Below are 14622 nucleotides of genomic sequence, written 5' to 3'. Positions count from 1 at the left end.
TGTGATTAAATATTCAGTTCAAGAAAAAATCAACTACTTTAAATATTTAAAAAAAGCAGTAGTTGATAAATCAAAAATATATTATTACAACAAAAGAATTAAAGAATTACAATCAATTCTTAAAAAGAAAGAGGTGAGAATGTGAAGAAGATATTCAGTAGCATTTTACTTTTAATCTTGACTATCACTGCACTTTCTTTTAGTCAAGTATATGCAGTTCCATCTAATTGGGTTTCAGGAGGTGATGGTTATGGATATTATCGAATGCCATCAGCAGTAACAACTGCACCACCTACTGTGATAACAATTACGGTTCAACCAAATGAGTATTTAGAAGTCTTTGATTTTGTATTCAATAATTATGTACCTATTGAAGAAAAAACAATCAAATTAAGATTCTATCGACCACCTTCATCATCATGGGATGAACTTTGGTATGAGTACGGTGATAAAAATTTCTCAGCTATAAGTTATTCAGATTATTCATATATTTTCAGTATTTCACCAGTTAGAATGTATAGTTCACTGGGGGATGTATCTGATTTAGTTGAAGTTGAAGATTTACCTGAAACTATAAAAGATAATAATCAATTAATTGATAGTTTTGGTCGTGTTTATTTCACACGCAGTGAAAATGAAGTATTAGTCAGAATTTTATATAACGGTGAATATAAGCTTAAATATACATTTGATGAGGATACAGATTTTTCAATGTTTAATACATTAGAAGCGTACTATATCAATGTAGGTGGTAATAATCCTCAAATCTTCTTAAATTTATCGGACAATTATTATTTGGCTGATATGTTAAATGATCAACCTAAAGCATTTACTCCACATGTCATTTGGGATTTAAATTCTAATGACTTGAAGGTAATAAAAGATTACAAAGCACATGTGTATATCAAACAAAATAATGAAGGTGTATTAGTTGCGTACTATTATACAGATGCATTCATCATGGATAAAATTTTATCTGCAACTTTAAGTTTTACTTCAAGAAAGCACATGGTGAATTGGTTTGGCATTGTAAACGAATATACTCCATGGGAAAGAAAAATCTTTGATTACACATCTGAAGATTATTTAGATTACAGAAATATGACATCGGATTGGCAATTATGGATTCCTATTTGGAATGTAATTGCAGCAGGAATTCGAACAAATACATACTTTCAAATGCCAAGAATTGATCAGGTTAATTTCTCAAATCTGCAATCGGAATATAATATTACTTTGCAAGAAGTTAATTATTATTTTAGTTCAAAGACTGAAAACTTTAATCAAATAGTCCAAGACAGTGATTATAAGTTGTTTGCTTTTGCATTAGAAGAAGGTAGAGCAGTTGATATGGGTGTCTTCGGTAAAGTACAAACTGAATTCTATCATAATGAAGAAAATCCAGATGATGATAATAATTTTAAGGTGATTAGAATTGTTTATATGACTGATGGAAAGCTGTATGTTACAACTGGCCATGATATTGAACTCGAAATTATTCCAGATGATGCATTAAATCCAACCAATCCTGAAGAAACATTATTTGATTGGTTACAACAAAAGTTTAACGATGCAAAAGACTTTTTATTTTGGGTTGGAATAGGTATTTTAACATTACTAGTTTTAAGTTTTGTTTTACCGATATTAATGTCTTCATTTACAGTTGGAAGTTCAATTGGAAGTATGATGCGAAGTGTACAGCCAAGAAGAACAAGTTATCGAAGATATTCAAATGGCTCAAGTTTACCTATTGTCTTGATATTATTGATTGTAATAATTCTTGCTGTCTCATCTCTAGTATTTAACTGGTGGTGATCTAATGGGATTTATAGTTGCTGATGAAATAAAAAAAGATGCAGAAACTGTTTTTACAAATAGAGTAGAGCATCAACTAAAGATTCAAAGAAAATATTGGATTGATATCACAACAAGTTTTAAAACATTTGAAATTAGATTTAATGATCGTAATTTTAAAGTAGGTGATTTGATTCAATTTAATGTTGTAAATGATTCTGGTGAAGTTGTTTCACAAATGCTACAAAAATATATAATCACATATATTTTGGATTATCCTGATGCTCTAAAAGAAGGATATGTGGTTTTAGCAATAAAACCTCATAAGTAGTCATTATGTGGATTGTAAATGTTGCTATTTGGATATGGAATAATCTTTATTGGCTATTACCCATGGGATGTGTAATATTTCTTATGAGTTTAACAGCACCAATCACAGATAGGGTAAGAGACTTTAAGAGATCTATTAAATATGCATTTGAACCAGATGGGTTTGTAATATTTGTTATTTTAACAGTTTTAGGACTGATTGTATCAGGATTACTATTAGCACTATTTTAGAAAAAAGGGTATAGCTTATATATACCCTTTGATTTCTTTTAGTTAAGTGTAACAATATTTATGTTGTTTACATTTGGGAATTTCGCAAAAAAATCAAAGGGTGAAGAAAAGATGATATTAGAAACAATGATTTTAAAGTATATCCAGGATCACGTTGGAATCAAAGCTAAAGAAACAACAAAAGGTGAATATGCTTTTTATAGAGCATTGAAAAACTGTTTTGATACTTTAGCAATAATTACAGTGGATGATCTCAAGTATGAAAGTTATCGATTGATGGTTAATTATTTTAAGAATAATACATCACAAAAGAATGCATCAATCAATAAGCATTTATCTTTTTTAAAGGCTATTCTAAGATACTTCAGATTTGAGAGTCATCCCTTTTTATTAAATAAAGGGTTAAGAAAAGATGTGCAACATGTTAAGCCTTATTATCAAGATGAACTAGTGAGAATATTTAAGTACTTTAATTCACTGGATAAAAGTGATAATTCACTAGTTTATCGTGGTGTAGTTCATTTGCTATATGCTACCGGTTGTCGTATAGGTGAATTGCTAGATATTGAAATTAAGAATATTGATTTGATCCATAGAACAATATTGTTAACCAAAACAAAAAGTGGTAAGCCACGATATGTTTATTTTAATAAACATCAAGATAATATCATTAAGGATTTAATCAAAAATAATAAACAATATACATGGTTGTTTTGGAATAATATAAGAGATCGTAGGTTATCTAAAGATGACATAAAAAATTTTAATAGAAAAGTCCGTGATAAGCTTAAAATTAATGTTAATTCAAGAAGATTTAGAAAGACTATGGCCACTGACTTAGCAAAAGTTACAAGTGGTGATTTAAAGATGATTCAAACGATTCTAGGGCATTCTGATATCAAGATGACACAAGTCTATGTTGAATACTCAGAAGAGCAAGCTAAGGAAGTTTATGATGAAAAATCATATATACTTCCTCTGTATAATTCAAAAAAAGACTAAAAAATAACAATATTTATGATTAAATATTTAGTCAAATGTTATAATGTTTAAAGTGAGGTATTTATGAAAAAAGCGATAAGTTTATTTAGTTCTAGTGGAATAGGAGATCTTGCATTACGAAACAACAATATTTCTGTTGTTATTGCTAATGAACTATTACCAAACAGATCAAAATTGTATCAACAAAATTTCCCCGAATCATATATGATTCAAGGTGATATTTGGGAAAAAAAGGATTATATAATTGATTACTATAAAATGAATTATGATGAAAATCCCTTTTTGATTATGGCAACACCACCTTGTCAAGGTATGTCTTCAAATGGGATGGGGAAATTATTATCTGAATTTAGATTAGGTAATAGAGAAAGATTTGATCCACGAAATAGATTGATAATTCCAACGATAGAAATTATTAAAGAACTAAAACCAGATTGGGTGATATTCGAAAATGTTCCTAACATGGATAATACAATAATCTTAGATGAAAATGATGAACCTATTAAGATTGTAGATTATATATTTAGAGAATTGACAGATTATGTTGGGAAGGCTGAAGTTGTTAACACGGCTGACTATGGAATACCTCAAATACGTAAAAGACTTATAACTATATTGAGTCGAAATAAAGATGCAATCGAATACTTTAAAAAGTATGGAACTTTCATGCCTAATCCAACGCATTCTGATAGAAGGGAAGATGTGTCTAAGTGGATTACTTTACATGATGCTATTGGTCATTTACCACCACTAGATGCAATTAAAGGACAGAATAGTCGTAAAGACTATAATGTATTTCACAAAGTTTCCGTTATGGATCCTAAAAAATATGAATGGATAAAGCATACTAAAGAAGGAGATTCAGCATTTAACAATCAATGTATAAATCCAAATTGTATGTACCAAAAAAATAAGTTACATGGTGCAAAACATGATGAATCGGGAATTTATAAGTCTAATAAAACAACACCATTATATTGTGAAAAATGTGGTCACCTATTACCTAGACCATATGTCAAAGATAAGAAAACAGGTGATTTAAGAATAATGTCAGGATACACAAGCGCGTATAAAAGAATGTTATGGGATATGCCAGCAAGTACAATAACTATGAATTTCCCGTATGTTTCATCTGATAATAAAGTGCATCCAACACAAAATAGAACATTATCGATATATGAAGCATTAATCTTACAAACCATATCACAATACACTTATAAATTTGAGATTGCAAATGAAATGGTATCTGAGAGTTTAATTATAGAAACGATAGGGGAGAGTGTTCCGCCTCTATTAATTGATAAAATTCTTCAAAATATACTTAAAATTTAAGTTCATTTAACACGTTCGCCAATCCATTGAGGTTTGGCGAATTTGTTTATATATTTTTCATCATCAATTACTACAATCCAATTGTTGAACATTTTCTTTCGTCCTGATTTTTTGATCAGTGAAACACTTGTGGTTCTTCCCCCACCTTCGCGCGGTTGTACAATTTTTGACCAGTCATCTTGGGTGAGATTATTTGAATAGAACACGGCTGTGATAGTTGGTAAAGAATTAATAAAGTCCCAAGTTATTCCAATAAGATTGTTTGTATCCCTATGATGTGATTTCCAGTCAAACATATTTATATAATCAATTCGTTGTTGTCCGATAACAAGTTTTGGAATATCATTAGTTCCTGGAGGTGTAGAACCAACATTAGCTTTAATTTCAATTCCACCATGTTTATATGGACTGAAAATTTCTTTTGAGTTGGCAATTTTAATACCATCCCTAATTGTATATGTGCCTGAATAATATGATTTTTGTTCATCTGTTATGTGTAGTAATAGATCTGGATATCCATCTTGATTTAAATTTTTAACCAATTGTCCATTTGATACTTTTAAAATCATGGATCCAAAAACTTCACCAACAAAGCCACTTAAGTTTTTTAATCCTAAGGTTTCAAAAATATTGATTTCCAATTGTTTGGTATTTTGATCCAATTGTTTAATTGCTGAATTAAAACTTAAAACAGCACTTTCAATTTGTTCAGCTGTTAATACTTTTATATTTGAAACTGTTATGGATTTATTATTTTTGATATATGTGATCATTTTATCATTTTTCCTTTTCGTAATCTCGTTCGTAATATCTTCAAGTAATTCAACATTTGTTTTAATATTTAGTTTGGAAATCAAAGAATATAGTACTGAATTATTTTTGAATAAGATTGATTGGTTTTCTAATGCATTAGCAAAATCTGCTAGAAATTTATCGGATTGTTCACTCAGTAATCTTTGATTTTCATATCTGTCCTTTTGATTTTGTTTGTGAATAATTTTTAATGCTTTATCTGGAGTCATTAAGAAAATACCAATAATAAATACAAATGATGAAAATATCAGTCCTACTTGAATTAAATCAATATTTAAAAAATCAAAACTGAGTTTTATACTTTCAGTGATTGTCAGGGTTATAATTAAACTTATACTATTTTGTAAGTATTCATTCCTTATCTTATAGGTTACGAGAGTCATAAAACCAAAAATTACTAAATCTAAAAATAAAATTGTTAACCAAATATTTACATCACTCATCCAAGTGGTATCATAAGAAATGTTTGTGGATGAGTTTAATAGTATGAATACCAAAAGACTAATAACTAGCATTGGCCAATGTTTTTTGTAATAAGATAATACTAAATAAGAATTACTTTGTTTATTCAAATTAATTATCCCATCCTCTTTATAAATACTATGTATTTATAGTGTGATAAATAAAAACCACACCTAAAAACAAGTGTGGCTTTAATGTATATTATTTACTTATTTTCTTTAACTATTTCATTTACTTTTGAGTAAAGTTCTTCATGAACTTGATCGTAGATTTTTCTAAAATCGATTAACTCATCTATTGTTACATCTAAAACAATAGCAATTTTACTAAGTGTTTCAATATTAGGCTCTCGCGTGCCTAACTCATAAGTTGAGATGGTTTGCTTAGAGAGTCCTAATATTTCACCTAGTTTGACTTGAGAAAGTCCTTTTTTTTCACGAAACTCTTTAAGTTTTAGCATAATGCATGCTCCTTGTCTACAAAATGTATACAAAATCCTTGACTTGGTCTACATAATGTGGTATTTTAAAGTTACAAGCAGATTGGAATCTAGCTTAAACTAAAGAGGTCTAATTATAGATGGTACACTCTGTGGGGCTCGAACCCACGACCCATTGATTAAGAGTCAATTGCTCTGCCAGCTGAGCTAAGAGTGCATTTAACGCATATCTATTGTATAACACTACCTAAAAAAAAGTCAATGAAAAAAAGTTAATTTCCTTAATTTAATCTACTATAGTATAGAAATGTAAGGAGAAAGACATGAAAAACAAAATTTTAATTTTATTTATTGTGATTTGTGGGTTTTTAACAATATCTTCAAATCAAATTTATGCATATGATAACGAGTTAATCGGTATCGAAATTAATTCAAGTATGCAAGAATGGGACTTAGAAAAAGAAGGTGACAGATATTATTTAATTTACTTTAACCATCGTTCTTTAAATTATAAAGAATTTGATTCATCAGTTAAAGTATCTATTGATATGAATACCACATTTGATAAGTTCAGAATGGTAAATAATCAAACAGGTGAAGTCTTATTTGAAGTTAAGGACTTTGATCAATTAGAAATCAATGCTGCAAATATTGATTTACATATACTTAATATCATTGTAGATGGTAAACAATCTAAAGTTGACTTTAATAAGGCACTTGTCATGTATTTTGAGATTAGTAATGAACTCAAAGAAATTGATCAAGAAGTTGTTCTTATTTCAGATGTGAATCATCCGATTGCTGCAAATGACTTTAAAAATTTCTTTGTTGCAGTTGATAAAAATGATGGTGATGTTAGTAGTTCAATGGTAATTGTTGAAGATGAATACACTGGAAATGAACATATCTTAGGTGATTATCAAATGGTAATTAAAGCAAATGATAATGCTGGTAATATTGCATTATTATCATATACTATCAGTGTTCGTGATTTTGAATCACCAAAGGTGGAACCTTTAGAGATTATAAAAATTAGTTATAAAGACAGTATAGATTATGGAGAACTTTTCGATAATATTAAAGCGATTGATAACTATGATCAACAATCAAGTATAAGTTATGATTTGGTTGCGGATACTTATAAATATGGTTATGCAAACAAATTAGGTTTATATGAATTAACCTTTAAAGTTACAGATAGCTCCGGTAATTCAACTTATGTTAAACAACAAATAGAAGTGATTGATGATGTTCGTCCTGTAATTTCAGGAAAAACACTTTATGAAATTGAACAATTTGAAGATTTAAGTATGGATGAAGTATTAGGCAATTTAACATTCACTGACGAAATTGATGGTGATAATGTTGAAGTTGTTATTGAAAATAATCCACTAGATGTGACTAAAGTTGGAAGCTATGATATTGAATTAGCAATATATGATCAAAGTGAAAATATCGCATACTTAGTCATTGTTGTAGATGTTAAAGATACAACTGCACCAAGTTTTTTCATTAATTTAAATCAAATGACAGTATCAGGGTTTGATATTTTAACAGATGATGATATTTTAACTTTTGTTAAGAGTCAAGTTTTACTGGAGTATGATTCTATCAATATCACTATGAATGAATATAAAAACCATGAAAAAGAATCTGGTATTTATCGAGTACAATTATCTTTGAAAGATAAAGGTTTTGAGACTAAGCTACAATTACTCGTTAATGTAGATCGCACACAATTATTAGATGAAGAAGCAGTTGATCAATCATCGACAATAGCTCAAAAGATTGTTGGATTTGGATTTATTGGAATTGCAGTTATTGGAACTTGTACGTTTATCTTTCTAAAACGCAAAAAGTTAATTTAACCACTTCCTTTTTTGAAACATGTATAATGTTTCTTAAAAGGAGATGAAAATATGATAGTTTCTAGTTTCGTCACCAAGTTGAGAGAAAATGATAAAGCACGCCTATCAATAGCCGGTTTCGTTGGATTGGTACACCTATATGGTGTTATTCAAATGTTTTTCAACGAATACTTCCTAGAAGTTTTTGAGCGCTTTAGAATGTTTACGAACATTTCAAATATATTAATTTTTGTCATCTTGGTGTTATATTTAGCGGGATTCAAAGATAAAAACTGGTTTAAATACTTAGCAGTTGCTGGTTTGGTTGCAATTTTGATGACGGGGTTGATTTATCACTTTATCGTAAAAGGTGACGATGTAATGGATTTTAACGGACATGTTGTTCATACATTTAATCCAATACTTTACCCTATATTCTATTTTTTACTGGTTACACCAGGTATTAAATTGAAACACTTTTGGGTATCACTCGTTTTACCAGTTATTTACTTTACAGTGATATTAATTCAAGGGCCATTTACTGGTTGGTATCCGTATGGATTTATGGATCCATCTTTACCGGGTAAATCATTACTTGATGTCTTAGTATTTTGTCTTGTCATATTACTTCCAGTAATAGCGGTCTTTACTTTGGGTTTAATTTATCTAAAAAATCTTTTGGAAAAAGCTGTAAATAAGGAATAAAAAAAGCCTGGTTTTTTAAAGACCAGGCTTATCTTTTAGATAAGAGATAATAAATTCTTTATAGTTAATTTTAAAATCTTTTTCAATAACTTGAGTAAAAAATTGCATTCTAGATTGATTATTATTAGCGATTAATGCACCGTAACATTTATATAAATTTTCTTTGAATTTATCTTGGTCATTTAATCTGAAATATGAAAGTGCCAAGAAGTAGAAGTAATAATCGAGATTATTAAGTGATTTAGAGCGGGTATTCATTTTGATGCCAAGATTACTATAAGTAATAACACTTTTGTAATCTTCTTTAATACCATAATATCTAGCTAATCTAAAGATTAGGACATTAAATGTAACAATCTGATTTCCAGACCAAATTAAATCAGGATTTTCAAGATAATTACCGATCTTTTGTGCAATCAAGTTTTGTTCATCGGTACTTACGAAATCAATTAATTTTGAAAGGACATTAACTTCAAAATATGACATGGCAGTTTGAGATAATATCTTTGGATATTCAATTAGTTTAAGTAAACCCAGTTTATATTGCTCTTGTGATATTTTATTTAAAATATAATCCTCATTTAGTTTTGTAAGTTGATAGGTTTTACGGTTATCTGGTTCAATGATATATTCTGGATCAATCAGGGATTTATAGTGGTTAATTTGATCCATATCACGATTTGATACCGCTTGGAAATAGTTGATAATATTCATAGTCTCTTTTAGAGTATGGTTATCAAACTCTAAAAGCAATTGTTCTTTTCTGACATTTAATCGTTCAGCGAATAAATCAATCAAGTGGTATGGCATTGGTGATTCACCACGAACGTATCGTTGATATTGTCGATTCGAAATGATACCTTCGGTAAATTCTTCTTGTGAAATCCCACGTAAAAAGCGCATTTTTTCGAGGAACAAAGCGAGTTCTCTGGATGTGTCAACTAGCATTTCGAAGCTCCTTTCATCATACGACATATATGTCGTGTGCATTCTTTTGATTATTTTGTAAAATATAGGCATGAGGTGATTGAAGATGAAAAAATTATTTTCTATCGTAGTATTAATCGTAATGGCAGCTTTCCTAGTATCAGGAACTTATCAAACTGCTAAGAGTTTCGCTGAAAAAGGTGAAGCTACTACAGTTGACTTTAAGGATTTTTTAGATCCTGATATGGTTCCGCCTGCTGGACCAGTAAACCCATAATTCGCTGGTTTTATTATACCACCTAATTTTGTAATTTGAAATCGTTTTAAACGGGTTCTTTTTAACCCGCGAAAAGCGATCACTATCAAGTTAAGTATCAAATAATTTAATCTCGTCTTGAAGCTCTCCCCTTCAAGACATACCTCATGTATTGTGTATTCTCCCTAATCCAATACTTTTGAGGTTACTTTAGAAAAATAGAGTTTTATGGTTGTTATCTAAATTTGTAAAAATTAGCGCATTTTACATCTTTAGTAGTAGATAAAACTCTATTTTCTTTTATATAATGTTATAATGTTTTGGGTAAGAAGGTATTCATATGTCATATTTATATACATTAGCATTTATTAAAAGAGGAAAAGAGATCTTAATGATGAATCGCGTTAAAGATCCTTGGATGGGTATGTGGAATGGTGTAGGCGGTAAACGTTCTGCAGATGAAAATCCACTTGACTGTATTGTAAGAGAAGTCATCGAAGAAACTGGAATTATTGTTACAAAGTCTATGGTAAAAGATAAAGGTATAGTCACTTGGAATGATGATTTCAAAGCTTTCTCAAACGGATTACACTTATTTTTTGTTGAATTACCAGATGATTTTAATTTCGATACGCCTAAACCTACTGATGAAGGTATACTTGATTGGAAACAACCAGAGTGGTTACTTGATAAAAGAAACTTAGGTGTATCTTATAATATTCCTTACTTCCTAAATAATGTATTATATGATGATCAAAAATACCACTACCATTGCATATTCAAAGGCAATGATTTAATAAAAGTAGAGGTTGAAAAAATTTAATGGACACAATTATACTAGTGATATTTACAATAATACTTATATTTATTGGATATTTCTCATATTCAATCGTGAATAAAAGTATTGAAAAGGATTCAAAACAGAAACAATTTATTAATGAAACTTTAGAGAAATATGGCAAATTGAGAGATGAAGGTCAATTTACTAAATATGAATATAAAGGACAATCTTATTACCTTATGATCTTAAAGGTAAAAGATGGTGTTAAATTTAAATTTAATTCAAAAACAATTTGGGAAAAAAGATTTGGTAGTAAGACACAATTTACTGATCAAACAGTTTTCTCAAAGTTACCAGGCAAAAAATTAGTTATAATCTATCCAAGTACTGGTCCATATATGTATCAATACGATGAAAATGAAATTAGATTTACTAAACCTTCTGAAAAGGTTTGGGATATGACAATTATTGGTGCTCATGAACTGGATGAGGTATTAAAAGAAGGTTTAAAATGAGTTTATTAGAAGTTAGCAATTTGACATTTTCATATGCAGGGGAAAATCTCTATCAAGACGCAGTGATGCGTCTTTTTGAAGGTGAACATGCAGTTTTAGTTGGACCAAATGGTGCTGGTAAATCTACATTATTAAAACTATTGAATAAAAGCTTATCACCAGACAAAGGAACGATTGAATGGGTTAACTATAAAAAAGTAGGCTACTTAGATCAATATGCAGAAATCGATCCGAACAAAGATGTTAAATCATATCTATACGATGTCTTTTTACCTCTATTTGAGAAGGAGAATAGGATACAAGAATTATATGAATCTATCTCATCTGCACCAGAGTCAGAATACGATAGAATATTGAAACGCGCGCACGCGTTAGAAGAAGAGTTAGAGAAAGATAATTTTTATGCGATTTCTTCAACCATTTCGAACGTGATGAATGGTCTTGGTTTAGACACCTCACTATTGGATTCAAAAATCAATACTTTGTCAGGTGGTATGCGTGCAAAATTAATCTTAGGAAAACTCTTATTAAAAGAAGTTGACATATTATTACTTGATGAACCAACAAACTTTTTAGATATTAAACATATCGATTGGTTAATTAACTTTTTAAATAAAACTCCTAAGACTTTTATAGTCGTATCACATGATGAATATTTTTTAAGAAGTATTGCTAAAACTGTATTTGCGGTTGAAGGTGCTCAAATCACAAGATATAAAGGCAATTTTGACTTTTACTTACAAGAAAGAACACTTCGATTTGAACAGCAAGCTAAGGCCTTTGAAAATCAACAAAAATTCATTGCTAAAACTGAAGACTTTATTAAAAAGAATATCGTAAGAGCTTCAACTACGAATATGGCGAAATCTCGCCGTAAGATGTTAGAGAAGATTGAAAGAATTTCTAAACCTAAAACAGATAAGAAAATTCATATCAACTTTAAAATGGCTGCACCAACAGGTCGTGATGTCTTAAAAGTTAAGGATCTTGGAATAGGTTATCAACATGTTTTGGTTGAACCTTTAGATTTTAAAATTGTTAAAGGTGATAAAGTAGCAATCACTGGTAAAAATGGTATTGGTAAATCAACATTCATTAAAACGATTGTTGGTCAACTTCAACCACTTGAAGGTGAATTCACTTGGATTGATACAGCCAAGATACTTTATTATGAACAAGAAATCAGATTAGAAGATGAAAAAACTCCTTTTGAACTTGTACATAATGAAAACCCAGAGTTTGATCGAAAACAAACGATGAGTGTTCTAGCAAGTTTTGGAATTGACTTTGAAATGGCCAATCGTCCACTTAAAACTTTATCTGGTGGAGAAAAAACTAAGGTTAAGTTTGCATTAACAAGAGATGAAAAATCTAATGTCTTAATTTTAGATGAACCAACTAACCATTTAGATAAAGCAGCAAAAGAAGCACTCAAAGATGCACTAATCGCATACCAAGGTACACTCATTTTAGTCTCTCATGAGAAGAGTTTTTATGAGGAAGTATGTGATTATGAAATTCATTTATCAAATACATAGTTTTTTAGGTTGAAAATAAATACTTTATTTGTTATACTTAATATGCAAGTTTGGAGGGAAGATTCATGCGCGAATTAGTAAAATTAGTTTGTACTGAATGTGGTAACGAAAACTATTACACAACAAAAAATAAAAAGACAACACCTGATCGTTTAGAAATGAAAAAGTATTGTCCACATTCAAGAACATATACACTTCATAAAGAAAAGAAATAAACTATCATAGCATAGTTTTTTTTCTATTTATATGCTATATCAATTTAAAGGTAACGATGAACTTTCCCATTCATTTTTAATTTGTCGATTTGGTCATTGCCTCTTAATAGACCCATCACATAGTCTAGATTCAATTTTAGAAAAATTGGGTGACCAAATGTTAGATGGTATCTTAGTAACGCATGCACATAATGATCATGTGCATTTATTGAATAGTTTTGATTGTCCAATATATATTCATCAAGATGATGCAGCTCTTTTATTTGATGATAAAAATAATGGTTATCATGAAGGTAAAAGATTATATAAAAGAAAAGATATGAAACTAAATTTAATTAAAGATGGTGATCAAATCATGCTATCTGATAAACTAGTTAAAGTCATTTCAACTCCTGGACATACAAAGGGTTCTGTTTCATTTCTATTTGACCAATATTTATTTACAGGTGATACATTGTTTAAAAATGATGTTGGTCGTCATGATTTATACAGTGGAAATATTTATGATTTAAAAAGAAGTATATTAAAACTCATCGATGAATTACCTGCGGATATAAAAGTTTATCCAGGGCATGATGATGCAACAACACTTCGAAATGAACGAAAAAACAATCCATTTTATATAAAATGGAAAAAACAAGGTAAAATATAAGTTGAGGTAATTCATATGATTTTACTATTTGATGTAGGTAATACAAATTTATATATTGGAATTTCTGATGGTTCAACAATTCTATCAACATTTAGAATGGTGACTGATGTTAATCAAACACCAGATGAATATTATATTCGTATTAAACCATTCATTGAAAATATCAAAGTTACTGGTATTGCGATTGGATCAGTTGTACCACAAGTTACGATCTCACTCGTTAAAATTGCTGAGAAGTATTTTAACTTGCAACCTGTAATTATCCAACCTGGAACAAAAACCGGTGTTTTAATTAAAACGGATAATCCAAGAGAAGTTGGGGCAGATTTAATTGCAGATGCTGCAGGGATTGAAACAAATGATCCAACATTAATTATTGATTTAGGTACTGCAAATAAATTTATCTATGTAAAGAATAAAACGATGCATGGTGTTGTTATTGCACCGGGTATTGGTATTCAAATTAAGTCTTTAGATGGGAATACTGCACTTTTACATGAGGTTGAAATAAAAGCACCAAATAAAGTTTTAGGTACAAATACAATTTCTTGTATTCAATCAGGTGTCATTTATGGAACAGCGACGATGATTGAAGGTATGGTTGAACGCATTCGAGAAGAAGTTAAAGAACCATTTAGAATTATTTTAACTGGTGGTCTTTCTAGACTTTTAAAAGAGCATATTAGACTCGATTTAGAACGTGATTCTAGATTAGTTTTAAAAGGATTACTAAATATTTATCTCAAAAATAAATAACCATTATTGGTTATTTTTTAAAAAATT

At 29.5% G+C, this 14622-nt stretch carries 18 protein-coding genes and 1 tRNA gene; 15 read left to right on the top strand and 4 right to left on the bottom strand.

Annotated elements, in window-relative coordinates; translation table 11 throughout:
• Position 1 precedes the first annotated feature (1 nt).
• From JV173_RS03295 to JV173_RS03270, 6 genes are all read left to right on the top strand, one after another.
• Complete coding sequence (locus JV173_RS03295) at positions 2-145, top strand: hypothetical protein (RefSeq protein WP_205734867.1); 144 nt, start codon at positions 2-4, stop codon at positions 143-145.
• Complete coding sequence (locus JV173_RS03290) at positions 142-1815, top strand: hypothetical protein (RefSeq protein WP_205734866.1); 1674 nt, start codon at positions 142-144, stop codon at positions 1813-1815. The genes JV173_RS03295 and JV173_RS03290 overlap by 4 nt, the downstream gene beginning before the upstream one ends.
• Positions 1816-1819: 4 nt before the next feature.
• Positions 1820-2125 (top strand): DUF3850 domain-containing protein, encoded by a 306-nt coding sequence (locus tag JV173_RS03285; protein WP_205734865.1) that lies wholly within the window; start codon positions 1820-1822, stop codon positions 2123-2125.
• A gap of 83 nt (positions 2126-2208) precedes the next feature.
• Complete coding sequence (locus JV173_RS03280; protein ID WP_205734864.1) at positions 2209-2355, top strand: hypothetical protein; 147 nt, start codon at positions 2209-2211, stop codon at positions 2353-2355.
• Between the two features lie 111 nt (positions 2356-2466).
• Entirely contained in the window at positions 2467-3357 is an 891-nt protein-coding gene (locus JV173_RS03275) for a tyrosine-type recombinase/integrase (protein WP_205734863.1), read from the top strand.
• Positions 3358-3420: 63 nt separating this feature from the next.
• A complete protein-coding gene (locus JV173_RS03270; protein ID WP_205734862.1) occupies positions 3421-4689 on the top strand; it encodes a DNA cytosine methyltransferase in 1269 nt (422 codons plus the stop codon).
• A 2-nt stretch (positions 4690-4691) separates the two neighbouring features.
• Here the strand turns inward: JV173_RS03270 and JV173_RS03265 are convergent, their stop codons facing one another.
• The 3 genes from JV173_RS03265 to JV173_RS03255 form a co-directional block, all read right to left on the bottom strand.
• Positions 4692-6074 (bottom strand): hypothetical protein, encoded by a 1383-nt coding sequence (locus JV173_RS03265; RefSeq protein ID WP_205734861.1) that lies wholly within the window; start codon positions 6072-6074, stop codon positions 4692-4694.
• Between the two features lie 95 nt (positions 6075-6169).
• Positions 6170-6424 carry a helix-turn-helix domain-containing protein gene (locus tag JV173_RS03260; protein ID WP_205734860.1) on the bottom strand — a complete coding sequence of 85 codons (255 nt, stop codon included), beginning with the start codon at positions 6422-6424 and terminating at the stop codon, positions 6170-6172.
• Between the two features lie 120 nt (positions 6425-6544).
• Positions 6545-6620: transfer RNA gene (locus tag JV173_RS03255), tRNA-Lys, on the bottom strand.
• Between the two features lie 106 nt (positions 6621-6726).
• Here JV173_RS03255 and JV173_RS03250 point away from each other — a divergent pair.
• Together JV173_RS03250 and JV173_RS03245 are read left to right on the top strand one after the other, a co-directional pair.
• Positions 6727-8271 carry a DUF5011/hyalin repeat domain-containing protein gene (locus JV173_RS03250; RefSeq protein ID WP_205734859.1) on the top strand — a complete coding sequence of 515 codons (1545 nt, stop codon included), beginning with the start codon at positions 6727-6729 and terminating at the stop codon, positions 8269-8271.
• A gap of 51 nt (positions 8272-8322) precedes the next feature.
• Entirely contained in the window at positions 8323-8955 is a 633-nt protein-coding gene (locus JV173_RS03245; protein WP_205734858.1) for a Pr6Pr family membrane protein, read from the top strand.
• Positions 8956-8970: 15 nt separating this feature from the next.
• Here JV173_RS03245 and JV173_RS03240 read toward each other — a convergent pair whose 3' ends face one another.
• Positions 8971-9903 carry a helix-turn-helix domain-containing protein gene (locus JV173_RS03240; protein WP_205734857.1) on the bottom strand — a complete coding sequence of 311 codons (933 nt, stop codon included), beginning with the start codon at positions 9901-9903 and terminating at the stop codon, positions 8971-8973.
• 85 nt (positions 9904-9988) lie between these two features.
• Between JV173_RS03240 and JV173_RS03235 the strand changes: the two genes are divergently transcribed.
• From JV173_RS03235 to JV173_RS03205, 7 genes are all read left to right on the top strand, one after another.
• The gene (locus JV173_RS03235; RefSeq protein ID WP_205734856.1) at positions 9989-10159 is read left to right on the top strand and encodes a hypothetical protein; all 171 of its coding nucleotides are present in this window, start codon (positions 9989-9991) and stop codon (positions 10157-10159) included.
• A 319-nt stretch (positions 10160-10478) separates the two neighbouring features.
• Positions 10479-10961, top strand: a complete 483-nt coding sequence (locus JV173_RS03230) for an NUDIX hydrolase (protein ID WP_205734855.1) — start codon at positions 10479-10481, stop codon at positions 10959-10961.
• Positions 10961-11434 (top strand): hypothetical protein, encoded by a 474-nt coding sequence (locus tag JV173_RS03225; protein WP_205734854.1) that lies wholly within the window; start codon positions 10961-10963, stop codon positions 11432-11434. The genes JV173_RS03230 and JV173_RS03225 overlap by 1 nt, the downstream gene beginning before the upstream one ends.
• Positions 11431-12972 (top strand): ABC-F family ATP-binding cassette domain-containing protein, encoded by a 1542-nt coding sequence (locus tag JV173_RS03220; protein ID WP_205734853.1) that lies wholly within the window; start codon positions 11431-11433, stop codon positions 12970-12972. Before JV173_RS03225 ends, JV173_RS03220 begins: the two co-directional genes overlap by 4 nt.
• Positions 12973-13037: 65 nt before the next feature.
• Entirely contained in the window at positions 13038-13187 is a 150-nt protein-coding gene (gene rpmG, locus JV173_RS03215) for a 50S ribosomal protein L33 (RefSeq protein WP_205734852.1), read from the top strand.
• Positions 13188-13218: 31 nt separating this feature from the next.
• Positions 13219-13839 carry an MBL fold metallo-hydrolase gene (locus JV173_RS03210; protein WP_205734851.1) on the top strand — a complete coding sequence of 207 codons (621 nt, stop codon included), beginning with the start codon at positions 13219-13221 and terminating at the stop codon, positions 13837-13839.
• 15 nt (positions 13840-13854) lie between these two features.
• Positions 13855-14595 (top strand): type III pantothenate kinase, encoded by a 741-nt coding sequence (locus tag JV173_RS03205; RefSeq protein WP_205734850.1) that lies wholly within the window; start codon positions 13855-13857, stop codon positions 14593-14595.
• Positions 14596-14622: the final 27 nt, after the last annotated feature.

This window comes from Acholeplasma equirhinis (assembly GCF_017052655.1).
Lineage (GTDB): Bacteria > Bacillota_I > Bacilli_A > Acholeplasmatales > Acholeplasmataceae > Acholeplasma > Acholeplasma equirhinis.
This window is presented reverse-complemented; position numbering and strand designations above follow the sequence as displayed.